This is a genomic window from Gammaproteobacteria bacterium, from assembly GCA_016765075.1.
Classification (GTDB): domain Bacteria; phylum Pseudomonadota; class Gammaproteobacteria.
The window spans coordinates 1-25,019 of record JAESQP010000018.1 but is presented as its reverse complement, the minus strand read 5'-3'; the positions used below and the strand labels follow the sequence as shown (position 1 = coordinate 25,019).

Here is a 25,019-nt window from a genome sequence, read left to right as displayed (position 1 = left end):
CGGAATTAGGAACGATAGCGAGTGATGGAGAAAAAAATAAATAGCGTTAGTTGGCGTAGAGTCATTGCGGTATTGCTGCGTAGCCAGCGACGAGTTTACGATGGTGTGGCAAAGCGGCACAGACGCAGGATGGTCGGGGTATATAGGCTGTCGCGTACTTAGAATCCTCAGGTTTCATTAAGTATTCATTCCTTCCAGTCATGTCATAGGCGAGTCGATTTTGTACAGGGAAGTACAAAATCTATCACGAGGTAGCGACACAATCGGTTTCATATTCACGCTCTGCAAAGCCTAAGGTTTGTGGCTTGGCTTATTGTTCCTGAAGGCGAGAAATATGAATCTTACGAAGGCCACCACCCCTACGGTAAAGACAATGTCCCCGGGTACCCGCATCCAAACCAGTGCCTCCATAATTGGACTCTGCATAAACTCAGCTGATCGTGCAAACGCATAATAATATTTTACGCTGGCGTAGGTTTGCCATAGCCCCTGGGGCAACAATGACAGAAATGTCATCATTGCGAGACCAATGTTCAGCGACCAAAAAGTGACTTTAAGGTATTTTTGGTTCCACTGAGATACGTCTGTCAACCCGCGCATGCAAAACAACATCAAACCAATACCCAGCATGCCATAAACACCAAACAAGGCAGCGTGCGCATGGTTGGCAGTTAAGTTAAGCCCTTGCATATAGTAGAGTGCAATGGGGGGATTAAGCAAAAACCCAAACACTCCCGCACCCAGCATATTCCAAAAAAGTACCGCCATAAAAAACATAAAGGGCCAGTGATAGGCACTCGTCCATAATGCCTGTCTTTCCAGCTTGGCGTGGTTATAGGCTTCAAACCCAACCACCATCAAAGGCACAACTTCAAGCGCCGAGAATGTGGCCCCGACCGCTATGACTGCCGTCGGCGTGCCACTCCAGTAAAGGTGATGAAAGGTGCCTAAGACGCCGCCACCTAAGAATATAATCGTCGCAAACAGCACCATGATGGTGGCCACTGAGGCTCTCAACAATCCCATGCGTACAAATAGAACTGAAATAATCGCCGTGGCAAACACTTCGAAAATGCCTTCAACCCATAAGTGAACGACCCACCAGCGCCAATAATTCATCACGCTTAAATGCGTCTCTTGCCCCCAAAGAAGACCCACACCGTAAAGTAAACCAATGGCAGTCGCAGCGATCGCGATCAGTAAGACCAAATTGTTGGAAGCTTTATCTTTCAATGCCGGCCACAGCGCGCGCAGCACCAATACCACCCACAACAACAACCCAATGAATAAGTATATTTGCCAGAAACGTCCTAGATCAACATATTCATAACCTTGATGGCCAAACCAGAAACTAAGGCCTAAATTTTCGAAGAAGCCGTGTACAGAAAACCATTGCCCAGCAAAGGAACCCACCACGATAAGAAGTAGGCTTACAAAGAGGAAGTTAACTCCGAAACGTTGAAACTTAGGCTCGTAGCCAGAAAGAAGAGGTGCAACATACAAGCCTGTCGCCAACCAAGCGGTTACAATCCAAAGTATAGCAAGCTGCGTGTGCCATGTTCGTGTAACAACATAGGGCAAATATTCTGCCAAGGGTAGGCTGAAGAGCCCTTGTCCTTCAACCGCATAGTGCGCAGTTATAATACCCAGCAATACTTGGATCAAAAACATGACAGCCACTACCCAGAAGTATTTAGCGGTAGCTTGCATGGACGGGGTGATTGTAACGCTCGTCAGGTTGTCCTTCTTAGCGATCCCAGACTCTGGTTGCATGTCGTCACGCCAGTCATCGAATTGCTTCGCGTAGTACCACACCAACCCTCCTATTCCGAGCAACAGTAACGCAATAGACACGAAACTCCACAGAAATACGCCAGCGGAAGGAACATTTCCCACCAGAGGCTCATGTGGCCAGTTACTGGTATAAGAAATTTCCTGCCCGGGACGCTCGGTCACAGCACTCCAAGCGGTCCAAAAAATAAACGCGGATAAATCGTGGGAATTTTTGTTATCGAGCGAAGTGTTTAAGGGGAAAGCGTAGTCGCGACGAAGATCTAAAAACTCATCGTGACCCTCAAATAACCCCTGAAAATGCGCTGCAACTTGCCGGATGGCATTAGCACGCGCGGGTGTAACGACAACTATACCGGTATCGGCAACATAGGTGTTTGCGCGCATTTGTTTTTGTAGCGCGACGGTATATATATCTTTGAGTAATTCGTTATCTGCACTGAGGTTCAGGGCGTTCTCATTGACTAAGTCAGCCAATAGAGCCTCAGCTTCGCGATGCAGCCAGTCGGCACTCCAATCTGGTGCTAGGTAGCTTCCATGACCCCATATTGAACCTTGCTGCATACCTCCGATGGATTGCCAAACATTTTGTCCGCGTCGAATGTTCTCGCCAGTGTATAGAATACTACCGTTGCTAGACTGGAAACTGACCGGAATCGGTGGCGCTTTATGGTATATTTCCTTGCCGAAGTATAACAAGATTGCAAACATTACGACCATGCTGGTCGCCAAAACCCACCACAATCTCTTGATGGTGAATGTTGCTCTGTAGGTTTCCACCATTCTCACCACCCCTCTGCACTGGCGTATTGAGTGGTTAGTTGCCTACTGCTTAACCGGAACCACCTAGTAGTAAGCAGCCTAACGAAAACCGCAGCACATGTCGACAGATATCAGGCTGACTAGTGAGCATTACTTAAACTTTAGGTACATACCAGTCTAACTGGTTAGTTACAAGCGGAAGGCGTCAAGTGTTTAGCCTTAGGCGCGGCTAAATTCTAAAGTGTTTTGTGCGCTGGCGAATTTCTCCAAACGCAAATCTGTCCGTGTTTGACCGATTTGCCCCTGACGGTCCGGCGCCGATAACGGAAGATCCGGTAGCGCTGATGAAGCACCAACTGAAGACCGAATCAGGGCGAGCCCTATACGCATTGAGAAAGCAAATAGTGGAACCGGTGTTTGGCATTATCAAACAGGTGATGGGGTTGCGGCAGCATCTCGATGCGAGGTCTGGACAAGGTGGCGGGCGAATGGACGTTAGCGACCCTGGCGTGAAATGTGAAGCGCATGAATGTGCTGAGAATGGCACTGTGAGGGTCATTTGCCATTTTAATCGGCACACAAGGGCCGAAAGGCGGCCTGCATGGGGTCGAACAGGCCTTTCTGGAGGTCGTCAACGGCCAGGAAACAGCCTGGACACACAATCATTTTAAAAAGTGCTTGTCAGGCGCAAGTCCGACAGGCTCCTAGTGACCTGTGGTAGATTTGTGGGATAATCCCCAAATACAGTAATTTTGGCTTATTTAGGTATCAGGTGAAATAATGGACAACAAACAAAAAGCGCTGTCAGCAGCATTAGGGCAAATTGAAAAGCAGTTTGGTAAAGGCTCTGTTATGCGTATGGGTGATTCCACTGCATCGCGTGATATTGAAGCGATTTCTACCGGCTCACTTGGTCTTGATATTGCTTTGGGTATAGGCGGTTTGCCGCGCGGCCGTGTAGTTGAAATCTATGGCCCAGAATCTTCTGGTAAGACGACACTGGCATTGCAAGTCGTTGCAGAAGCGCAAAAACTCGGTGGTACGGCCGCGTTTATTGATGCTGAACATGCGTTAGATATAACCTACGCAGCCAAGCTCGGCGTTGATGTTGATAATTTATTGGTTTCGCAGCCGGACACAGGTGAACAAGCGCTGGAAATTACCGATATGCTGGTGCGTTCCAGTGCCATTGATATTATCGTTATTGACTCGGTTGCTGCATTAACACCCAAGGCGGAAATAGAAGGTGATATGGGCGACAGTCATATGGGTTTGCAGGCGCGTTTAATGTCACAAGCCTTACGTAAGCTGACGGGGAATATTAAGCGTTCCAACACCCTGGTGGTTTTCATTAACCAGTTACGTATGAAGATTGGCGTTATGTTTGGTAATCCTGAGACCACTACTGGTGGTAATGCACTGAAATTCTATGCGTCGGTTCGGCTTGATATTCGTCGTATCGGTGCCATTAAGCGCGGTGACGAAGTTGTTGGTAATGAAACCCGCGTTAAAGTGGTCAAGAACAAAGTCGCGCCGCCATTTAAACAAGCTCAATTCGATATTCTTTATGGTGAAGGCGTATCACGTGAAGGTGAACTCATTGATATGGGCGTTAAGCAGGGCATCGTAGAAAAAGCCGGTGCCTGGTATAGCTATGGCAAAGAACGTATTGGTCAAGGTAAAGATAATTCACGTAATTACCTAAAAGAACATCCTGAGATGGCCAATGAAATTGATGCCAGAATTCGTGAAGCTTTATTGCCTAAAGCAGTAGCAAGCAAGAAAGATGATGAAGAGCTGGCCGAAATTTAAGCGTTAAGCCGAGTTATGGTTGGGGCATAAAGGATTTTCACTGTGTGAATAGTGCGCCACAAAGCAGTGCTTTATCCGTAATGACCGACCCTGATAGTAAAATCCGTGATTGTATTGTGCGAATGCTGGCACGACGCGAGCATGCTGTCGCGGAAGTGCATCAAAAGCTTAGCCAACGTGGGTTTGATAAAGGGCGAATTGAGCACATTATTGCTTTATTTCAGCAAGAAAACCTAATTAGTGATTCCCGTTTTGCTGAGGCATATGTGCGCTCACGGGTACAGCGCGGTTATGGTCCTCGCCATATTGAACAAGCACTATTGGCGAAACAGGTTACGGCAGATGAAGTAGCAATAGCGCTTGGGTCATTTGATGAGTGGATCGATCTTGCGCTACAGGCACGGGCGCGACGTTTTGGTGAAGAGTTGCCAAAGGACTTTAAAGATAAGGCCAAGCAAATGCGGTTTTTACAGCAGCGTGGTTTTGGCCACGAACATATACGTTATGCAATGGCGGGAGAGGCTGACAGCTGATTTTCTCCTATGTGGATTAGTGTGAGTTTGTACGTTTAGCGAAAGGTTGGTTATGCGCAGTACCAATGAATTGAGAAATGGTTTTCTTGATTATTTCAAACAGCAAGATCATGAGATCGTGCCGAGTAGCTCACTCGTTCCAGTGAATGACCCTACCTTGTTATTCACCAATGCAGGCATGGTACCGTTCAAGGAAGTCTTTCTCGGTCGTGAACAACGTACTCACCATCGTGCGGTAAGTTCCCAGCGCTGCGTGCGCGCAGGTGGCAAGCATAATGATTTGGAGAATGTCGGTTTTACCTCGCGCCATCACACCTTTTTCGAAATGCTCGGCAATTTCAGTTTTGGCGACTACTTCAAAGAAGAAGCCATCGATTTTGCTTGGGATTTTTTGACCAAAGAACTTGCAATTGATACCGATCGTCTATGGGTTACCGTCTTTGAAGATGATGATGAGGCAGCAGAACTCTGGTTAAAAAAGATTGGCATTGCTGAAGCGCATTTTCGTCGCATTGGCGCAAAAGATAATTTCTGGTCAATGGGTGTTACCGGGCCTTGTGGCCCGTGCAGTGAAATTTTTTATGACCATGGTGATCACCTTGCGGGTGGCCCACCGGGCAGCCCTGATGAAGACGGCGATCGTTTTGTCGAGATATGGAATCTTGTCTTCATGCAGTATGACCGTGCAGATGACGGTAGTTTATCTAACCTACCCAAGCCTTCGGTGGATACCGGTATGGGGTTGGAGCGTATTGCGGCCGTGATGCAAGGTACGCATGACAATTACAATATCGATTTATTTAAAACATTGCTTTCCGCAACGGCCGATGTCACTGGCACACATAAAGCCGATAAACCTTCTCATCGCGTGATTGCCGATCATATTCGTTCTTGTGCATTTTTGGTTGCTGACGGCATTTTGCCGTCGAATGAAGGGCGCGGTTATGTGCTGCGCCGTATTATTCGTCGCGCCATTCGCCATGGTTATGAGCTGGGTCAGAAGCAATCTTTTTTTAGTCGTCTGGTTGCGCCGCTGTCTGATGTGATGGGTGATGCCTATCCAGAGTTACGTGATAAGCAAATAACAATACGTACGGTTTTAGCGCAGGAAGAAGAACGCTTTGCTGAGACTTTAGAGCAAGGTATGAAGATACTCAGTGATGAAGCAGGTCGTGCTCGCGCCCAGGGCAGCGTTATCGCGGGGGATGTGGTGTTTAAGCTCTATGATACCTACGGTTTCCCCGTCGATTTAACAGCAGATTATGCCCAGTCCTGTCAACTCAGCTTGGATATGGCAGGCTTTGATAAAAATATGGATGCGCAGCGCCAACGTGCTAGAGCGGCAAGTCATTTTGCTGCCGACCAATCAGTCAAAATAGCTGACGATGTTCGCACGACATTTATTGGCTATGATAATTTAGCTGCAAATGCAGAAGTGGTTGCCTTGTTTAAAGAAGGCGAGCCAATACGTGAATTGACAGCGGGTGAAAGCGGTATCGTTGTGCTCGATCAAACCCCGTTTTACGCTGAGTCAGGTGGTCAGGCTGGCGATCGAGGGAAAATTGCTATTGGCCAGGGCGCACAAAACCATTTTACCGTAGAAGACACGCAAAAATTGTCTGCTGGTAAGGCATACGGCCATGTTGGCAAAGTCGTCGATGGTGTAGTGCGAGTAGGTGATAAGGTCAATAGCCATGTTGATGCAGAACGTCGCATTGATACGATGCGCCATCATTCTGCGACACATCTCTTACATGCGGCCCTACGCCAGGTGCTGGGTGAGCATGTTGAGCAAAAAGGCTCTTTAGTGGAGGCAGAAAGGCTACGTTTTGATTTCTCGCATTCGCAGCCTGTTAGCAAACAAGAATTAGAGACCGTAGAAAAAATGGTTAATATACAAGTTCTTGGCAACACAGCAGCGGATGTTGCTGTGTTGCCGATGAAAGAAGCGATGGCAAAAGGCGCTATGGCTTTGTTCGGCGAAAAATATGGTGATATTGTTCGCGTGCTTCGTTTTGGCGATTTTTCGGTTGAGCTATGCGGCGGCACCCATGTTGCACGAACGGGCGATATTGGCTTAATAAAAATCACCAGTGAGGCAGGTGTTGCCTCTGGCGTACGGCGTATTGAAGCCGTGTGTGGCAGCCAGGCCTTGGCTTGGCTTGATCGCCTGGAAACGGTTGTTGATGAAGCAGCCAGTTTGGTTAAGTCCGATCGATCAAATTTACCAGGAAAGATAAAACAGTTAGTTAATAAGCAACGTGAAACCGAAAAAATTATTGATCAATTGCGCCAGAAATTATCCGCGCAGGCGAGTGCCAACTTGGCCGACCAAGCAATAACTATTAGTGGAATCAAGTTGTTAGCAGCCCGTGTTGATGGTGCTGATGCAAAATCGTTGCGCGATACCGTTGACCGACTGAAAGATCAGCTCGCACCTGCTGCGGTGATATTAGCCGCAGTCGATGGTGGCAAAGTGAAACTAGTTGCCGGAGTGACGAAAGGTTTAATAGAACAATTGCCCGCCAATCAACTGATTAATGTCGTGGCAGAAAAAGTGGGTGGCAAAGGCGGTGGTCGGCCTGATATGGCACAAGCGGGCGGCAACAATCCCGGTCAGCTCGATAATGCCTTGGCCTTAGTGCCAGATTGGGTTACATCTAAACTTTAGATTCGTGGTAATTCTTCCAATTTGGTCTAATTTAGCGTCTAATGACGGGCTTTTTTACAGGTTTTATGGCTTTAGTTGAAAATGCTACTGAAGCTAGAGCCAATATTGGTTACTCTACATGGCACTCGTTGTGCAAAAATATGGCGGCACTTCTGTCGCTAATACAGAGCGTATTAACGTTATAGCCGACAAGGTGTTGCTGGCTAGACAATCAGGCGACAAGGTCGTTGTCGTCGTATCTGCCATGAGCGGTGAAACTAATCGTTTGATCGGCCTTGCAAGAGAGATTGCTGATCAGCCGAATCCTCGCGAACTGGATGTTTTGTTAGCTACTGGTGAGCAAGCCACTAGCGCATTACTGTCTATGGCGTTGCAGCAGCGTGGGCTTGAGGCGCGTTCTTATACGGGCGCTCAAGTACGTATCTTGACCGATGCGATGCATAATAAGGCACGTATTATGGATATTAATACGACGGGATTGCAGCGTGACTTGGATAATGACAAGGTAGTTGTGGTGGCTGGTTTTCAGGGTGTTGATGCCGAGGGAAATATTACCACACTAGGTCGTGGTGGTTCCGATACGACAGCGGTTGCGTTAGCTGCAGTTTTAAAAGCGGATGAGTGTCAGATTTATACGGATGTCGATGGTGTGTACACCACGGATCCGCGAGTCGTGTCCGCTGCGCGTCGAATGGAGCGACTGACTTATGAAGAAATGCTGGAAATGGCGAGCTTAGGCGCTAAGGTTTTACAGCCACGCTCGGTAGAGTTTGCCAGCAAATATAATGTTCCGCTACGTGTTTTATCTTCATTTAAAGAGGGTAAGGGCACGCTAATTACCGGAGAATGCGAAGCAATGGAACAAGCACTGATATCAGGTGTTGCCTTTAATCGTGATGAAGCTCAGGTTACCGTGCAAGGGGTGCCAGACCAGCCTGGTATTGCCTATGGCATTCTCGGACCTGTTGCAGAGGCGGGTATTGAAGTGGATATGATTATCCAAAACGTTGGTGCCGATGGTGCTACTGATTTTACCTTTACGGTGCATCGTAATGATTACGATAAGGCGATGGAGATATTGCGCAGCATAGGCGACAAATTGGGCGCGCGTGAGGTTAAAGGTGATGCCTCGATTGTAAAAGTATCACTGGTGGGCGTGGGTATGCGCTCACATGCTGGTATTGCCAGCAAAACTTTTGAAGTATTGGCAAAGCAGAGTATTAATATCCATATGATATCGACATCGGAAATTAAGATATCAGTGGTGATAGATGAGAAAGATTTAGAGCTGGCAGTACGAGCACTACATAAGGAGTTTGAGTTGGAGTAGGCTGTTTTGAAGTGCCCCTGTTAAATTATTGAGTTTGGGTGAACCTTGCCGATAACGTATGATAGCCGAGATAAGGATAGGCAAAAGGACAGGGATGAATCATCAGGAATAGCCCTATTTGATTGAGGAAATAGGAAATAGGAATGGGGAGGATTATCCATGTTAATTTTAACGCGACGTGTTGGCGAATCGCTGATCATTGGTGATGATATAACGATCACTGTGCTCGGGGTAAGGGGAAATCAGGTGCGTATTGGTGTCAATGCACCGAAAGAAGTGTCTGTGCACCGTGAAGAAATTTATGATCGCATTCAGGATGAAAAAGAACAAGCGCTAGGTGCCGAAGAGGACGAAGCGAGGGTCATGAGTTCGTGATAGGCACCGTCGTCTGCATATTTGTCATTTACTAAGAAGTATTTGGCTGAGGCAGATGTAGCGGTACTATCGAATCTGACAACTGATCTATGGCTGATGTTATAATCGGTTGCGTCAAACAGCGCGCTGTTATTAGGAGAGATGGCCGAGCGGCTGAAGGCGCTCCCCTGCTAAGGGAGTATAGGGTTTATAGCTCTATCGAGGGTTCGAATCCCTCTCTCTCCGCCATATTTAAAAATGAGCGCTATGCTTATTTTTTATACCTGATAGAAGAGCCACATTCGAACCCTCGATGTAATAAATTAAATCAGGGTTCGACTCGGGCATCGTTAGATGCGAGAGAACAGCGTCAGGCTGGCTCGCAGGGCGAATGCACACAGTGCATGAGCAACCCCTCTCTCTCCGCCATCCTTGAAAATATTAGTACTCAATTGTGCCGTCTATTCTTAAAGCACTCTGTGACAGGACACTAGTGTCAGCTCATAGTCAATATACGCTGAAGTTATAGCAGAGCTGTAATCACAGACTAAGCATTGATGGTGCTGCAACTGAAAAATATTATTTTGTATCTATTGGCGTTACTACTTGTAGCAGCGCCAATACTGTTGCACGCGGACAATACGCCGCAAACTGACCAGCAAAGCCAGTTAGTAAATGATGTTTCCGAACGTATTCAACAAGCCCAAATAAGTGGTGTTATCAAATTGATGCCGGGTGAAAATATACTCACCCTGGCGAAATTATTTTTCCGGCAGCAGCCTGGTGCTGAACAGATTTTTATTGAGGATGTCATCAGGCTAAACCCTCAAGTGTTTGACAATAGACGAATAAATAACACTCCTGTTGGAACAGTACTTAAATTACCTGACTATATTTGGCAAAAAACAGCAACAGACGAACCGCAGCCAGCAGACACAGCGCAGACATCAACTGAAGCAACGCCAGAAATATACCTCGATCAATATATAACGGAAAGTGATTTAACAACCATTGAATCCGCCAGACAAGAAGAAGCTCAACTTCTCGGCAGGCGGTCTCTGGCAGTAGAGTATCGTTACTATAGTGATCAGGATGATTTCCTTGGTGATGAGACAGAGCAAGGTCTCTATGTTAATTATCGCAGGGAAACCTTGCACTATGGTGAGCTGGATGTGGAGCTGTCGCTGAGTGATTTTAGCCAGAGTAGCAGCAATTTTAGCAACCGTGAGGGAAGTGGTGGGCTGGTGACATTACGTCAGATCGATATGCCCCTCTTCGGCAATTGGTTGCTGAGCAACACATTGGGTCATCAACGAAGTTTTGCAGGTTCTCTGCTACACGGGGGCTTCCGATTTCGCTTGCCGACATCGCTGCTACTGGGTTATAGCACTGATTTGTCCGATAGTATCAGGAAAATACAGGCCTTTGCGGGTGCAACCGGCTCTTATGAAGGCGTGGCATCACAGCAATTTGAAGAGGATGGCGGCACCTTAACCGGCGCCTCTTATCAACAACAACTCACATACTCCCTGGCTCTCGGTGGACAATTGGTTACTTTGCAAGGGCATGATGAGGTGGTTGACCACAGCAGTGTGTTGTTGGCAGGAAAATATGTGTCGCCAGACAACACCCAGGCCTATGAACTGCGTTTTTTGGCTGATGATAATGCGAATTTTGGTGTCTGGAACGACAACAGGCGGCAACTGAGTTCAAGTATGAATTTACGTTATGGCGCGTTTTATATCGCACCTGATCTGCTGTGGACGGATGTTGATATTGCCAACGATCAGTTAGGCTTGTATTTACGCTTTGATAAACAGAGTTTCAGAAACAGTTTCTCGACCGGTTATGATTTCTTTGAAACTGGCATTGACAATAATGCACCGGCTTCGAGTGAAAATCACACAGTTCACTTTAATAGCTCTTATCGAGCCAGTCGCAGACTTACCCTCGGTATAGCCAGTAATTATTCACAACGCAAATTCACATCTACATCAGCAGTAAATGATCAACAGAATAGTTGGCAAGTCAATGGCTTTCTTTTTTATCGTTTTGCGTTTGGCACCAGCCGTTTTGAGTTATTTACCAATGATCTCGATAGTGAAACTTCAACAAACAGCCGTGAAAGTAATCGCTTGCGTTTGAGCCATGATTGGAACACGCCACAGGCCTATCGTGTTACAACACAGTTTTCAGTAGAAAACGAAAATTCCGTAAGAGATGAATTACAGCTATACACGGTGAGTTTGTTATACCAGCAAGATATCCTGGGCAATCTTTCCTGGGGCACCAACTTATCCCTGACACGCAGCGATAGTGAGCAACTGGGTGGACAAAGTAGCGCTAATGTAAATATCAACACACGTTGGCAAATTACACCACGCTGGCACATCAATATGTCGGCGAATTTTAACCAGGCCATGGTCAACAGCAATAATTTCTTTAACCCCTTTGATGATGTACAACCAAACACCCTTGATGATGTGCAATCAAATACCCTATGGTTGACGTTAGGGTATGGCAAAACCGCTGGGCAGCGCTATCCTATTTTTGGGCAAGGCAATGCCAGCTCGGGTACAGGCACTATTCGTGGTGTTGTTTTCTACGATGAAAATCGTGATGGTATCCAGCAGGCGGGAGAAGAATTAGTCCAAGGTGAGGTGCTGTTACTTGACGGGCGCCATGAAGTTAGGACAAATAATCAGGGACGCTTTGAATTTTGGCCGGTAGCAACAGGTCGCCATCATGTCCGACTGGCACTTGAGAATTTACCGTTGCCCTGGGGGCTGGCAGATGATTCGCCGAGACAAGTTGAAGTAGGCTTGCGGAAAACGACAGAAATTAATTTCCCATTAATCCGGTTAGATCAGTAATAACCTTCATAGTCTCCCCGTCCCGGTGAAAAATAGGGCTAAAGATTTACGCTCCCCTTGCCGCTAGTTGTAAGAACCCTTTTTCAAGGGATTTACCCTTATCTCAAGGGATTCATGAGATATGTTACCGGCAAGGATGCAGTAGAAGCCTTATTGACCGGGATAAACATATGAAATTTAAACATTTTTTTGCTACTTCCATGTTGGCAGCAGCAGTAGTGATGCCTCAAATGGCCACGGCTGACTCACAACTGAATTTTGGTGGTATGGGTACCACGGCTGAAGCGAACCTGGATTTTCGGATTACTATTCCTAACTTTCTGTTCTTTCAGATTGGGTCAGCAGGCGCAACGGTTGACCGGGTTGACTTTGATCTGGGCGTCCCTCCCCCAGGCACACAACCAGGCTCTGGCGGCCTTTTTTCAGCAACCGGTGGTACGGGTGATGGTACTGATGGTGCGCTTACCGTTAATCTGATCACCAATGCAGCCAACGTCAGCATTGCTGCGACAGGCGGCAACTTAACCAGCGGTGCTGATAGCCTGCCTTTTGCTGATATTACTGCAACAGATACCGGCGCAATCACAGTACCGGATTTTGGCGCAACGGTTGGCCCGGTGGCGATTGGTACCTTGAGCCTGTCTGACACATGGACTTATACTTACGATAACACCACGGTATACCCGGCTGGCACGTATGACGGCACGGTAACGTATACCGTCACCGTACTTTAAGAAGCCTCCCATCCCGGTAGGACAATATGTTTTAATATTGCTCTACCAGGATTTTATTTTTTATGGCTTACCTACGCACACTGCTTGTTTTACCCCGAGTCATTTTGGCCGTCATTTTGGGCGTCATGCTGCTGCCGGCACAGGCACGCGCTATTCAGGTTCAGGTCGGTATTACTAATCCCTTTGTTTATATCCAAATTGGTCATGGCCAATTTGGTGTGCTGGGATTGTTAGGGTCACCGATCGGGCTGATTGACGAAATCAGTTTCGCTTTTCCAGCAGGTGTTCAACCTGGCGATGGCACGCCAATTAGCGGAACACCCGTTATGCCAGTTGCCGTGTTGGCCTTTAGTGGTGGTGGTCAAGCCAATTTTCGGGTCACTATAAATTCGTCAATCCCGCTGACTAATGGTGCGGGTGATACCTTACCATTTTCCGACATCAGTTGGACCACCCGTGATGGAAATCTTAATGCCGGTAGCTTTAATGACACCGCTAACCAGCTTTGGCAACAATTCAATTTTAACTTTCCAAGAGGGCGTGGCGTTATTGATTTTCTGACTTTTAGCTATGCCAATGATCAGGTCTACCGATCTGGAACCTACACCGGCCGGGTGATCTACACCATTACAGAATTATGACTATCCGTTACTACATTCTTGCCGCACTATTGCAGATGCTTACCCTGCCTGCCTTTGCGCAACAGCGTATTGTGCTGGATGATTCGCTATCTCCCCAGCAAACTTATTCGCTGGATCTAAAATGGAGCCCGCAGGATATTAACCAAGCCATTAGCGCTATGCTCAACGGGCAACCTTCTGCGCTACCGCCGCTTACCGGTAGACTGCCCAATGTCGATATACGACTCAACACCAGAGACTTTATAGGCCAGGCTGGTAGAATATTTCTTAGCCTGCCCATCACTGAAAGCGGTACTCATAGCCCTAGCAATATACAGCTGAGCTGGCGCACACGTGGAAACTTCCTCTCCGGCAGCGTGAGACCCGGACAAAGCACGCTGGTTTTTGACGGCATTATCGATCAGGCAATAACCAGTGACGTCTTTGATTTTATCCTGTCGATTGAAAATGGTGACGTACCCGATAACTTTACGCTGGAACCCGATTATGAAATTGAAATTATACCGTAGACTTGCACAATTATTGCTTGCCAGTATGTTACTGCATCCGACTGTGCTACTGGCAGCAGGCTTTAGTGCGGGTATTTCCCCACCAAAATTCGAGCTGAAAACAAAGCCCGGCAAGATTGTGAAAGAAGTCATCACCATTTTAAATACCGCTGATATAGCTGCTAACTACAATATTCGCACCGCAGACTGGCGCCTTAATGAGCAACAGGGCGTTGATTTTATAGAGGATAAATTAGTCGAAAATAGCTGCCGACCTTGGGTACGGCTAGAACGAAAATCAATACAAGTTCGTTCCGGTGCACAAAAAAAATACCGTTTTGAGATTCATACGGCTAAAGATGCTAAGCCAGGTCTATGTAAATTTGCCATCCTGATTGAGCCGGATGAAAAATTGACGGTAGGTATAGGTAAAGATCAAAATATAAAATTCCCGGTTGTTGGTCGCTACGCCGTCATTGTCTATCTCAATATTGGCGATGTAAAAGCAGATGTTGAATACCTTGGCATGGGTAAAAAACAGGCTAATAATCTTTTATTGCCTACCCTGAAATTTTATAACAAAGGAGTTACTTACGGCCGCGCTTTTGGCAGTGTCGTTGCAACAGATGCAAAAGGCAAGCGTTATGATTTACTTGTCTCTTCTTTTCCAGTGTTGCCTGGGCGCACAGAAGAAGTGTTGCTTGCACCAAACCAAGCTGATACACCAAAAGAAAAGATTAAATTTAACTACCCTCTCAAACTGAAAGGGAAAATTGAAATAGGTGGTAAAACTTTTAAGATTAACGAAACCTTTAATGTTAGGGAAGCTCTGTACAAGCCGGGTTAATAGTCCAGTTATGAACGCCATATGATATATCAACCATCAAGCCACCCGAGGCAAAAAAATTAATTGCGTGGACTACTTATCTAACGGCAAGAATAATGGACGCACGTCATGTCATGCCACGTCAGAGCTGAGCACGTCTTTGAATCATCATACATCTTTCAGATTTTCTCGGGTTTTGGTATAAGGTATGCAGTTTCGTTGCGTATAGACTAAATTAAGGTGCTTGGCTGCCGTTAAAATGTGCAGTAACTACATAAGGTATGGCTGTGCATTGATTATTGCCACCGTTAAATAATTAAAGTGTTAAATATTAAAGTGAGAAATTGAATGCGACTAGCCTGTCCCTTATTAAATAGATCTGTTGTCAATATCAGTTTTTTAGTGCTGGCAATATTCGGCGTGAGTAATAGCTATGGCGCAGAATTGTCGAGTTTTGTTGCAGATACTATTAGCGCTCACCCTAACGTGCGTGAGCAAGTCCATCTCTTCCGTCAAAATATTGAGGATAAGGAAATTGCCAAAAGTGGTTGGAAACCCCGCGTTGACTTAGAGGCATCTTTTGGTTCATTTAAAGGCGAATCACCCGTAACAGGGCCGAATTCAATCGATTATGAAAGTTCTCGTGCCGAGCTGTCAGTGACTCAAAATCTCTATAACGGTTCTGATACTAAATATCAAGTTAGCCAAACAGAGGCGAGAATTAATGCATCATTATTTGAGATATATGATGCGGCGGATAATATTGGATTAGATGCGACACAGGCCTATTTAGAAGTACTTAAACAACAACGTTTGTATGAACTTGCCATTAAGAATGTTAATTCTCATGAAGCTATTCTTGAGCAGATTCAAGTCAGAAGCCTTTCGGGAGTGGGTCGTCGATCACAATTGGAACAAACAGAGGGTCGTGTCGCCAGCGCGCATGCCAGCTTAATTGCACAGCAAAACAATTTACAAGATGCGGCGACACAGTTCCATCAAGTCGCTGGGCGATATGTTGATCCATCGACATTAATCGAGCCTGTTTTGCCTGCACACCCAGGTTTAAGCATTGAAGACTTAACCACACGTGCATTAAGCAATCATCCTGCACTGCAAGTAGCTAACTATAATATACAAGCTGCACAAGCAGATTATCGCCGCTCACGCAGTAAAAATAAACCCACTATCGATTTACGTTTGGCACAAGAAATTGGTGAAGATATCAATGGGTTAGATGGCAGTACTGATGAACTTAGTTTGGTGCTTAACCTTAATTACAACCTTTATCGTGGCGGTGCTGATCGCGCGGCGCAAAGACAGAAGATTAGTGTAATACATGAGCGCGAACAGTTTGCTACGCGAGTGCGCAGACAAGTGATTAATGCACTGCGATTGTCTTGGGCGGCAGACAAGTCCCTCAGCAAGCAGCTTGCTTTTTTGCAAGAGCATGTTGAAAAATCTGAAGCCACTTTAAGTTCGTATCGGGAGGAATTTTTTATTGGTCAGCGTGATTTGATTAATGTTCTCGATGCAGAAAATGAACTAAATGGCGCCCAAAATAGACATACAGAAGCCTATTTTGATTATCTCGCTGCACGTTACCGTATTCACGAAGCCCTGGGTAGTTTGTTTGAGTCTTTGAACCTTGATGCGAAAATTGCTGATCAAGATTTGCAGGTTTCTCGTATCCAAGCCAGAGGCGAAGATGTTTTGCCTTACAATAATGATTACGACGCAGACGCTGTTGTTAATCCTACTGACCATTGTGACAACACAATTAGAGATGACACAGTGGATGGGTTCGGTTGCCGTAATCAGCCTGAAATTGACTTTGAGCAATACCAATCCTTTGATGTATCAGCAGTCGATGGTGGTTACAGAGCATTTTCTCTCAAAGACGAAAATAGTGCCATGCTTAAAAAGCTAAATACGTTGCCTGTACTCACAGACGATAAGTTTAATCTGGTGCAAGATACTATTTTGACGATTGCACAGGAAGACCTACTGAGTAACGATAAGGATGCAGAGGGTGATAGTCTGCATATTCAGCGCTATTCCCAACCTGATAATGGGAGATTAGCATCGGATACTAACAACAATCTAATTTATCGCCCTGATGAAGGTTATATTGGTGACGATCAATTTACTTATACCGTATCTGATAGTAGTGGTGATTCTTCAACAGCGACTGTGTATTTGCAGGTAGTTTCGATTGAGGGAATAGATTTATCAGAAACGCAGTTTGTGAACTTTCTCTACAATGAAACAGCATTAACAGATGCATCCGAGAATAAAGTTGATTCAATTATTGCTGCTCTGCATAAATCCTCAAATTCCGAAATTTGGATATTTGCACATACCGATGATGTAGGCTCTAGTCGCTATAATTTAGCGCTTTCAAAAAGACGTGCCGATGCTTTACAAGGATTGCTTATTGAGCACGGCATAGATGCCAAAAGAATAAAAGCAAATGGTATTGGTGAAAATAAGCCATTGGCCGATAACATGACAGAGTCAGGCCGTGCGATTAATCGACGTGGAGAATTTCACTTCCGCGAAACCTCAGGGCTTTGGCAAGAAGAAAAATAGCAGAGATATTTTTCACTGTATTTAATACAAATCAGTCAGGCACTATGGAATAGTGCCTTAGAGTAGCTAATGTTTTGGCAAGCAAATGGATTGCGTGGAAGTTACAAATCGGGTGCTCGTAGTACCAGCGTAATTCTATTTTTCTTGTTTATGGCGCTATTCCCTTCACAACAGAATGCGAAACCGTTCGCTGATAACCTACTGTTAGAACGTTTGCTCAATAAATACAATAATGAAGCGAAAAATCGCGGTATTGCGTTGAATGTATTGCTTGAGAGGTTGAATGAAAAGCCAGTCTCCAAAAAACTGATAGAAGTTAATCGTTTTTTTAATGCCTTTTATTATAAGGGCGATATAGAGCTATGGGGCGTTAACGATTATTGGGCAACGCCGGAAGAATTTATCGGCCTCCACCAAGGTGACTGTGAAGACTATGTTATTTCAAAATACTTTGCCTTGCGCGCCTTAGGTGTCAAGGACGAACAACTTTATTTGACTTATGTTAAGGCGACCAGAGAAAATGTGGCGCATATGGTGTTGAGCTATTTTGAAACACCACAAGGTATCCCATTGGTTTTAGATAATTACGAATTGCGTATTATGTCAGCGGACAAGCGAACCGATTTACTTCCCGTGTATAGCTTTAATGCTAAATCGTTGTTCTTAACTAATGCATCAGCAGGTTTGGGGCGGGCACTACCCACCGACAAGGTAAAAAATAGTAAATGGGAGCAACTACTTACTAATATAGGCAAGGTAGACTCATGACTTTGTTTAAGCAGGTAGCCTTATTAGTCTCTTTAGTGTTTTTGTTGCTAGTGATTGTAACGATCATTGGTGATTTTCGTAGATCCAGTGAGTTTTTAACAGGGCAGTTACAAACAACAGCGCAAGATATGGCGACGACTCTGGGTATCAGTATTTCAAATAGCGACACCAGTAGCGATATTGCATCGCTTGAAACACTATTTAATAGCGTTTTCGATAGTGGATACTATACTCGCATTCAATTGACGGATTCTAACGGCGACGTTATCCATAAAAAAGAACAAAAACTTGCACTTCGTGAAGTGCCGGATTGGTTTATTTCTCTGGTACCGTTACGTGAGGCAACGGGAACAAGTCAGATTCAACAAGGGTGGATGTTAGTAGGCCAGCTATCGATTACCGTTCACCCGGGTTTCACTTATGCAAGTTTATATCAAAGTTTAAAAATGACCATACTATGGGCGATAGCATTATTTCTTATTGGAATGATATTGCTTTGGTTTTTGCTACATAAATTGATGGCACCGCTAGAGAGCATAAGACAGCAAGCAGACGCGATTCATACAAACCAATTTATTCAGCAAAAAAAATTGCCATCAACCCCGGAATTGCGTCGTGTTGTCGAAGCGATGAATCGTATGATTGCCAAGGTGCAAAGCATCTTTTCTGCCCAGCAGAATACTTTGTCCAGATACCAAGACCTATTATATGTTGATAGTCTTACGGGTTTAGGCAATCATAAATATATTGTCAACCAGCTGGAACATAGCCTGCCGGAAGATACAACAAACTACGCCAGCATAGTAATGATTAAGCTGAGTGGGGTTGACGTATTACGTAACAGAAAAGGATATGATGTGGCAGATATCATTATCTGTCTGGTTGCGGATTTGTTGAATGAACATTGTATTGCAGATGCAGATGAAAAGTGTGCTCGTCTTAGCGAGTATGAATTTGCGCTGCTGGTATGCATAGAGCCCGATGTGGTGACAGGACGTATTGAAGCGTGTTTTGACGATTTTAGAGAAAAAGTCAAGAATGGTCTGATGATAATCGAGTGTCACTAGCGGCTAGTGTAACGCGCCTACAAATGAATAGAGTGGTAGGTGAAATCCTGGCGGATGCTGATTTTTCACTCACCCAGGCATCTGCAAAAAGCCCCTACTCAATTGTCGAAACTGTGCGCTCAGATATGCATTTACCACAAGGTAAAATGCAATGGCGCGCTTGCCTGGTGAATGCACTCGAGAATGGACATTTTTACTTGGCAAGCCAGCCAGCACTAGACAGAAAAGGCAGCATAGTTCAGAAGGAAGTCTTTGTTCGATTAAAGAATGAACATAATGAAACGATTCCTGCGGGCATGTTTATGCCAATGGCTTTGGCGCTTGGTTTTGGTTTGGAAATCGATAGGGCTGTATTTAAGTTATTAGTGCATGCTGCTAATATGGAAAAAAATATTCCGGTTGCACTCAATTTAACCGCGCCATTTTTCGATAGTCATTGTCATATTTCCCAAGAATTCTCCAATTTATTGACAAAATTTTCTGCATCGCCAGGTAATCTTTGTCTGGAGACAAGCCACGCAATATTTAATCAACATCCGTTAATGTGCATGCAAGCGGCCGATCGTCTACGTGCGCTTGGTCATCAATTTGGTATTGATAATTTTAATTTAAAGGAATCATTAGATATTTTACAATCGATTCGTCCAAGTTATATCAAGGTTAATGCAAACATGCTGATTGATTTAACACAGCCAGGCATGTTGAATGCTTATCAAGCGCTTCGCACCCTTGTCACGACACTGGATATTCAGCTTATTGCTGTTGGAGTGAGCTCGCAAAAAAGTCATGATCATTTGCTTGAATTAGGTGTTGATGTGATGCAAGGGTATTTTCTTGCAGAGCCACAAGATTTATTATGAGTGAAGCCAGTGTAAAGCTACACAGTACCCCTCAGCATGATCCATTGCTGGAGTGTTTAGTTATTTTTGCAAAGCAGTTTCATCGTCCGGTTTCTGTCGATGCCCTGATATCAGGGCTGCCCGTTGAACCTGGTGCAGCTGGACCTGAAATGTTTTCAATTGGCAGTTCAAAAGGACTATTTTCACGCGTAGCAAAACGTGCTGGTTTTGCCTCTAAATTGATTAAAAGAGAGTTATCAGAATTATCTGATTTATTGCTGCCCTGTATCTTGGTATTAAAAGATCGTAATGCTTGCATTCTCGAGAGTATTGATTATGCAAAAGGGCAGGCGAAGGTTATCTTCCCCGAAGTAGGTGATGGCGAAGAGTGGATAGACATCGAACGCTTAAAGCAAGAACATACGGGCTTTGCTTTCCTCTTAAAACAAGAATTCACCCAGCGTAATCGTTCAGTACGTTTAATTAATGCCAGAGACAGTCACTGGTTCTGGGGAACGTTAGCACATTCAAAAGAGATATTTTTCAGTGTTCTTCTTGCCTCTGCAGTAGCTAACTTGTTTGTCATTGCGACGCCGCTGTTTACCATGAATGTTTACGATCGTGTCGTACCTAATAATGCATTGGAAACGTTATGGGTATTAGCTATAGGTATTTTGATTATCTATATTTTTGATGCGTTAATGCGATTTATTCGTAATTATTTGCTTGAAATTGCCGGCAAAAAAAGCGACATCATTATGTCGTCTATTTTGTTTGAGCAAGTGCTGAACTTGCGTATGGATCAGTGGCCAAATAGCGTGGGTGCCTTTGCCAATAATTTGCGTGATTTTGAGAGCATCCGTAATTTCTTTACTTCTTCAACGATAGCGATACTTATTGATTTGCCATTTGCGGTCATATTTTTATTAATCATCTGGTATATCGGTGGCCCCATGGTTGCTATACCGCTGGTAATTATTGCGGTGCTATTAATCTACAGCGCAATATTGGTTAAACCACTGCGTGATAGTATAGAAAGCACCTTTGAAGCATCAGCCAATAAAAATGCGCATTTGATTGAAACGCTAAGTTCAATTCAAACAATTAAGACATTGGGTGCCTCTCATCACTCGCAATGGGTATGGGAAGAGTCGACAGGCCAAATTGCTCGAAAATCAATGCGAGCACGTTTATTGTCAGGTTCAATTACAGTGACGACCAATCTGCTGGTGCAGACTAATACGATTGGCTTGATTATTTTTGGTGTTTATCAAATCAGTGATTCGCAGCTTTCTCTTGGTGGCTTGATCGCCGTAGTCATGCTGTCATCACGTGCAGTCTCCCCAATGAGCCAGATAGCTAGTCTGATTACTAATTTTCAACAAACACGAACCGCCTATAATTCGCTTAATGAGTTAATGAATAAAGGTGTTGAGCGACCAGCAAATAAAAAATTTGTTCGTCGCCCAGCATTTGAGGGTGCCATTGATTTTCAACATGTTAACTTTTCTTACCCTGAAGCGCAGCGCGCATCTCTCGCCGATATTAGCTTAAAAATTAAACCAAAAGAACATGTCGGTATCATTGGTCGTGTCGGCTCGGGCAAGACTAGCATTACCAAATTAATAGTGGGACTTTATGCGCCAACAGACGGATCTATCTCAATAGACGGTATTGATATTAACCAAATCGATCCGGCAGACTTGCGCCATCACATTGGTTATCTGTCACAAGATGTTGAGCTAATGCGTGGCAGTATACGTGACAATCTTGCATTTAAAGACCTGCATATTAATGACGATCGTTTGTTGGAAGTTGCCGCAATTTCGGGTGTTGATCAATTCGTTAATAAGCTACCTATGGGGTTTGATACACCCGTCGGCGAACAAGGTATTTGCTTGTCAGGCGGTCAACGTCAATCGATTGCGCTAGGTCGGGCTTTGTTGCTTGATGAGCCTATTCTAGTGCTTGATGAGCCGACGAACAGTATGGATAACACCACCGAAACAGCCATAAGAAAACGCTTAATGGATTACACACGAGACAAGACATTGATACTTGTTACGCATAAAGCACCAATGCTTGCTTTGGTAGAGCGGATTATCGTTGTTGAAGATGGCCGTATCGTTATGGATGGCCCAAAAGATAAAGTGCTAGCAGCACTTAAAGGTGGTCAAAGTGACCTTTGATTCCAAGAGCACGGCTAATGCACATCGTAATGACCAGGATATTGCTTATATGCGTAGCCTGTCTGCTGCGGTAATACAGCGTTCGCCACGCTATTTGATGATGATCATATTCCTCATTGCTGCTTTAATTGGTACGGCTATAGCCTGGATGAATTGGGCGCAGATTGATGTTGTTATACGCAGCAATGGCAAAGTTGTGCCAGCGAACCAGGTACAGCTCGTACAAAGCCTGGAAGGGGGCATTATTTCTGAAATTTTGGTTCGGGAGGGGGATATTGTCAGCGCAGGCCAATCTTTGATCAAGATTAGTGATATCGCATTCTCGGGATCATTTGAAGAGAATCGCTTGATTTATTACGAGCTAAAGGCAAAAAGTGCGCGCCTGCAAGCGGAGGCATCAGGTGATGAATTCGTGCGAGATGAGGCTAAGGGAAGTAGCACCGTCTTTGCTTAATGCTGAGGAAAGCCTCTTTAATAGCAACAAGCAGCAGCTGGGTGAAACACTCAGCATCTATCAAGAACAAATAAATCAACATAATATTACCTTGGAAGAGGCACAGTCAAAACAGCGTCAGTTACGAAAATCGCTTAATTTGGTTAGAAAGGAAATAACAATTAAAGAGCCATTAATGCAACGGCGAATTATTAGCGAAATCGATTTTTTACAACTACAGCAACGCGAAGCTGAACTAGAAGGTGAGTTAGAAACGGTTGGTATTTCTATTCCTCGGATTCGCTCTACAGCAAAAGAATCGCAGCGCACCTTGAGGCAGAATAAACTTGATTTTCGTAATAAGGCAAAATTAGAACTCAATCAAATTTCTGCGGAAATCTCACGTTTGGCTGAAGCGCAGGCAGCATTGCAAGACAGGGTACGGCGAACGACACTACGCTCACCTGTGGATGGTGTCGTGCAACGTTTATATACCCATAGCATTGGTGGCGTCGTGTCACCAGGCAGTGATGTACTTGAAATTATACCCAGTGGTGATGCCTTGGTGGTCGAAGTTCAAATAAAGCCTGCGGACATTGCTTATATCGACGTTGGTCAAAAGGCGAGAATCAAATTCTCAGCCTATGACTTTGCTATTCATGGCAGTATTGAAGGTAAAGTGAGTCTTATTAGCGCCGATACCATTACAGATGAAGATGGTGCAAGTTATTATGTGGCAAAAATTGTGCCTGATAGACCTTATGTCGGCAGTGAGTCGTCGCCGTTACCAATTAAGGTAGGGATGACCAGTGAAGCCGATATCATCACTGCTAAAAAATCTATCCTTGAATATTTATTAAAGCCAATTTATCGGGGCTTGAATAAGGCGGCAGTAAACTAGATAAAAATGAAATATCAACAGACCCTAGTATGCTCTCAATCAAATTCGTTTAATCGCCACATTAAAAGTGTGTTTGGCGATCAGGTCACTATACGCTCGCGTTTACTCAAACCGAATATTGATAACGGCAAGTTACAGATAATTCATGCGCCCTCTTATGTCAATCAACTTGCGGGTTGGGTTGGTGTATTTGCGCAATCAACACCTGTCGCGATAGCAGTTACTGCTGACGTGCCTAATGTTGAGGCAATGCTCAATTATGCGCATTATGGTGTAAAGGCTTATTGCAATAGTTTTATGGCAGAACCCTACTATAAACAGTTGCAGCGATTATTGGAAAATGATCAAACCTGGTACCCCCCCTCATTGCTAGCTAAAGCACTTGATGTTGCACGCAAGAGTTTAAACCGATCATCCGCTTTCAGTGCTTTAAATCAACTGACATCGCGTGAAAAAGAAATTTCGTTTGCCGTGGCCGATGGTAATAGTAATAAAGCCATTGCGCAGCAACTCGGTATTGTCGAACGTACTGTAAAGTCTCACCTCACTCATGTTTTTGAAAAATTACAGGTAAAAGACCGTGTCGCACTAGTAATTTATCTCAATCAATTCCATTTCAGACAAGAAGATAAAGTCGGCGCACCCTGATTTCTCATTAAAAAGACATTCATCGTATTTTTACCTAGTACCTTAGTACGATACACAAAATTATTTTTTACCCTTATTCTTAGCCTACTTATTAATAGGTTCACGTTATGGCAACTAAAAATATTGGAATTATCACCGAGTTAAGCGGCAGCGCCGAGGTTCGTAGCGCTGAAGGCATTATCAAAATTGTTAATATCGGCGATATTGTTCACGACGGTGATGTGTTGATAACCGGTATTGGTACCGATGTCGTTATTTTATTTAACAGTGGCCGAGAGCTTGAGATAGGTGAAAAAGCCGAAATCTTGCTCGACGAGACAGTTTCATATGATTTAGGTGTCTTTGATGATGCCCAGGTCGATCAAGTGATCGCTTTACAGCAATCTATCGTAGATGGCATTGATCTTGCCAACATTGAAGCGCCTGCTCTAGGCAAACAAAATCAAGATGAAGCAAATGCGCTTGGTCAAACATCGATTTACGATCGCGAAGGAAGGGAAGGCATTGTCGATACTGATGGTACTCCATTTAGCTTTGGCCGAGAATTTACCGATTTTGAAGACATTATTGGTGCAGATGAATTACCAGCCTTTGATGTTAACGGTAATCAAGTAAATATTCTTGTACCGCCATCCGGTCCGGTGGCGAGCATCACGCTGGATAGCGAGATCACGGCAGACGACATTATTAACGCGGCCGAAGCGGGTCAGATGATAGCCATTAGCGGCAGTGTGGGTGGCGACGTACAAACGGAGATCGGAAGAGCG

Annotated in this window: 20 protein-coding genes, 1 tRNA gene and 1 pseudogene; 21 read left to right on the top strand and 1 reads right to left on the bottom strand. The window is 44.8% G+C overall.

Annotated elements, in window-relative coordinates:
- Nucleotides 1-291: 291 nt before the first annotated feature.
- Nucleotides 292-2,571: a nitric-oxide reductase large subunit gene (locus JKY90_01120; GenBank protein ID MBL4850870.1), complete on the bottom strand. Its 2,280-nt coding sequence runs from the start codon at nucleotides 2,569-2,571 to the stop codon at nucleotides 292-294.
- Nucleotides 2,572-2,897: 326 nt separating this feature from the next.
- Between JKY90_01120 and JKY90_01115 the strand changes: the two are divergent.
- The 21 genes and pseudogenes from JKY90_01115 to JKY90_01015 form a co-directional block, all read left to right on the top strand.
- Nucleotides 2,898-3,066 (top strand): annotated as a pseudogene (locus JKY90_01115) (transposase).
- Between the two features lie 264 nt (nucleotides 3,067-3,330).
- Complete coding sequence (gene recA, locus JKY90_01110) at nucleotides 3,331-4,365, top strand: recombinase RecA (protein ID MBL4850869.1); 1,035 nt, start codon at nucleotides 3,331-3,333, stop codon at nucleotides 4,363-4,365.
- Between the two features lie 122 nt (nucleotides 4,366-4,487).
- Nucleotides 4,488-4,898, top strand: a complete 411-nt coding sequence (locus JKY90_01105) for a regulatory protein RecX (GenBank protein ID MBL4850868.1) — start codon at nucleotides 4,488-4,490, stop codon at nucleotides 4,896-4,898.
- 52 nt (nucleotides 4,899-4,950) lie between these two features.
- A complete protein-coding gene (alaS, locus tag JKY90_01100; GenBank protein ID MBL4850867.1) occupies nucleotides 4,951-7,569 on the top strand; it encodes an alanine--tRNA ligase in 2,619 nt (872 codons plus the stop codon).
- Between the two features lie 118 nt (nucleotides 7,570-7,687).
- Nucleotides 7,688-8,899 (top strand): aspartate kinase, encoded by a 1,212-nt coding sequence (locus tag JKY90_01095; GenBank protein MBL4850866.1) that lies wholly within the window; start codon nucleotides 7,688-7,690, stop codon nucleotides 8,897-8,899.
- Between the two features lie 159 nt (nucleotides 8,900-9,058).
- Nucleotides 9,059-9,274: a carbon storage regulator CsrA gene (csrA, locus tag JKY90_01090; GenBank protein MBL4850865.1), complete on the top strand. Its 216-nt coding sequence runs from the start codon at nucleotides 9,059-9,061 to the stop codon at nucleotides 9,272-9,274.
- A gap of 135 nt (nucleotides 9,275-9,409) precedes the next feature.
- Nucleotides 9,410-9,502: transfer RNA gene (locus JKY90_01085), tRNA-Ser, on the top strand.
- A 308-nt stretch (nucleotides 9,503-9,810) separates the two neighbouring features.
- Nucleotides 9,811-12,126 (top strand): hypothetical protein, encoded by a 2,316-nt coding sequence (locus JKY90_01080; protein MBL4850864.1) that lies wholly within the window; start codon nucleotides 9,811-9,813, stop codon nucleotides 12,124-12,126.
- A gap of 170 nt (nucleotides 12,127-12,296) precedes the next feature.
- Nucleotides 12,297-12,860 (top strand): hypothetical protein, encoded by a 564-nt coding sequence (locus tag JKY90_01075; protein MBL4850863.1) that lies wholly within the window; start codon nucleotides 12,297-12,299, stop codon nucleotides 12,858-12,860.
- A 62-nt stretch (nucleotides 12,861-12,922) separates the two neighbouring features.
- The gene (locus tag JKY90_01070) at nucleotides 12,923-13,501 is read left to right on the top strand and encodes a hypothetical protein (protein MBL4850862.1); all 579 of its coding nucleotides are present in this window, start codon (nucleotides 12,923-12,925) and stop codon (nucleotides 13,499-13,501) included.
- Entirely contained in the window at nucleotides 13,498-14,010 is a 513-nt protein-coding gene (locus JKY90_01065; GenBank protein ID MBL4850861.1) for a hypothetical protein, read from the top strand. Before JKY90_01070 ends, JKY90_01065 begins: the two co-directional genes overlap by 4 nt.
- 43 nt (nucleotides 14,011-14,053) lie before the next feature.
- Nucleotides 14,054-14,836, top strand: coding sequence for a hypothetical protein (locus JKY90_01060; GenBank protein ID MBL4850860.1), 783 nt, complete (start codon nucleotides 14,054-14,056; stop codon nucleotides 14,834-14,836).
- Nucleotides 14,837-15,163: 327 nt separating this feature from the next.
- Nucleotides 15,164-17,407: a TolC family outer membrane protein gene (locus JKY90_01055; GenBank protein ID MBL4850859.1), complete on the top strand. Its 2,244-nt coding sequence runs from the start codon at nucleotides 15,164-15,166 to the stop codon at nucleotides 17,405-17,407.
- A 69-nt stretch (nucleotides 17,408-17,476) separates the two neighbouring features.
- A complete protein-coding gene (locus JKY90_01050) occupies nucleotides 17,477-18,175 on the top strand; it encodes a transglutaminase-like cysteine peptidase (GenBank protein MBL4850858.1) in 699 nt (232 codons plus the stop codon).
- Nucleotides 18,172-19,242 (top strand): diguanylate cyclase, encoded by a 1,071-nt coding sequence (locus tag JKY90_01045; GenBank protein ID MBL4850857.1) that lies wholly within the window; start codon nucleotides 18,172-18,174, stop codon nucleotides 19,240-19,242. Before JKY90_01050 ends, JKY90_01045 begins: the two co-directional genes overlap by 4 nt.
- Before the next feature lie 23 nt (nucleotides 19,243-19,265).
- Nucleotides 19,266-20,102, top strand: a complete 837-nt coding sequence (locus JKY90_01040; GenBank protein ID MBL4850856.1) for an EAL domain-containing protein — start codon at nucleotides 19,266-19,268, stop codon at nucleotides 20,100-20,102.
- Nucleotides 20,099-22,270 (top strand): type I secretion system permease/ATPase, encoded by a 2,172-nt coding sequence (locus JKY90_01035; GenBank protein ID MBL4850855.1) that lies wholly within the window; start codon nucleotides 20,099-20,101, stop codon nucleotides 22,268-22,270. The genes JKY90_01040 and JKY90_01035 overlap by 4 nt, the downstream gene beginning before the upstream one ends.
- Nucleotides 22,260-22,724 carry a hypothetical protein gene (locus tag JKY90_01030; protein ID MBL4850854.1) on the top strand — a complete coding sequence of 155 codons (465 nt, stop codon included), beginning with the start codon at nucleotides 22,260-22,262 and terminating at the stop codon, nucleotides 22,722-22,724. The genes JKY90_01035 and JKY90_01030 overlap by 11 nt, the downstream gene beginning before the upstream one ends.
- On the top strand, nucleotides 22,675-23,604 hold the full coding sequence (locus JKY90_01025; protein MBL4850853.1) for an HlyD family type I secretion periplasmic adaptor subunit: 930 nt from the start codon (nucleotides 22,675-22,677) through the stop codon (nucleotides 23,602-23,604). Before JKY90_01030 ends, JKY90_01025 begins: the two co-directional genes overlap by 50 nt.
- Before the next feature lie 6 nt (nucleotides 23,605-23,610).
- The gene (locus JKY90_01020; GenBank protein ID MBL4850852.1) at nucleotides 23,611-24,252 is read left to right on the top strand and encodes a response regulator transcription factor; all 642 of its coding nucleotides are present in this window, start codon (nucleotides 23,611-23,613) and stop codon (nucleotides 24,250-24,252) included.
- A 107-nt stretch (nucleotides 24,253-24,359) separates the two neighbouring features.
- The coding region (locus JKY90_01015) for a hypothetical protein (GenBank protein MBL4850851.1) at nucleotides 24,360-25,019 on the top strand (660 nt) is incomplete at its 3' end.

What these genes read in the sequence shown, in the direction of transcription:
- JKY90_01105 (MBL4850868.1), top strand. Translation starts at nt 4,488, where the DNA reads ATGCTGGCACGACGCGAGCATGCTGTCGCGGAAGTGCATCAAAAGCTT.
- alaS (MBL4850867.1), top strand. Translation starts at nt 4,951, where the DNA reads ATGCGCAGTACCAATGAATTGAGAAATGGTTTTCTTGATTATTTCAAA.
- JKY90_01095 (MBL4850866.1), top strand. Translation starts at nt 7,688, where the DNA reads ATGGCACTCGTTGTGCAAAAATATGGCGGCACTTCTGTCGCTAATACA.
- csrA (MBL4850865.1), top strand. Translation starts at nt 9,059, where the DNA reads ATGTTAATTTTAACGCGACGTGTTGGCGAATCGCTGATCATTGGTGAT.
- JKY90_01080 (MBL4850864.1), top strand. Translation starts at nt 9,811, where the DNA reads ATGGTGCTGCAACTGAAAAATATTATTTTGTATCTATTGGCGTTACTA.
- JKY90_01075 (MBL4850863.1), top strand. Translation starts at nt 12,297, where the DNA reads ATGAAATTTAAACATTTTTTTGCTACTTCCATGTTGGCAGCAGCAGTA.
- JKY90_01070 (MBL4850862.1), top strand. Translation starts at nt 12,923, where the DNA reads ATGGCTTACCTACGCACACTGCTTGTTTTACCCCGAGTCATTTTGGCC.
- JKY90_01065 (MBL4850861.1), top strand. Translation starts at nt 13,498, where the DNA reads ATGACTATCCGTTACTACATTCTTGCCGCACTATTGCAGATGCTTACC.
- JKY90_01055 (MBL4850859.1), top strand. Translation starts at nt 15,164, where the DNA reads ATGCGACTAGCCTGTCCCTTATTAAATAGATCTGTTGTCAATATCAGT.
- JKY90_01050 (MBL4850858.1), top strand. Translation starts at nt 17,477, where the DNA reads ATGTTTTGGCAAGCAAATGGATTGCGTGGAAGTTACAAATCGGGTGCT.
- JKY90_01045 (MBL4850857.1), top strand. Translation starts at nt 18,172, where the DNA reads ATGACTTTGTTTAAGCAGGTAGCCTTATTAGTCTCTTTAGTGTTTTTG.
- JKY90_01040 (MBL4850856.1), top strand. Translation starts at nt 19,266, where the DNA reads ATGAATAGAGTGGTAGGTGAAATCCTGGCGGATGCTGATTTTTCACTC.
- JKY90_01035 (MBL4850855.1), top strand. Translation starts at nt 20,099, where the DNA reads ATGAGTGAAGCCAGTGTAAAGCTACACAGTACCCCTCAGCATGATCCA.
- JKY90_01025 (MBL4850853.1), top strand. Translation starts at nt 22,675, where the DNA reads ATGAATTCGTGCGAGATGAGGCTAAGGGAAGTAGCACCGTCTTTGCTT.
- JKY90_01020 (MBL4850852.1), top strand. Translation starts at nt 23,611, where the DNA reads ATGAAATATCAACAGACCCTAGTATGCTCTCAATCAAATTCGTTTAAT.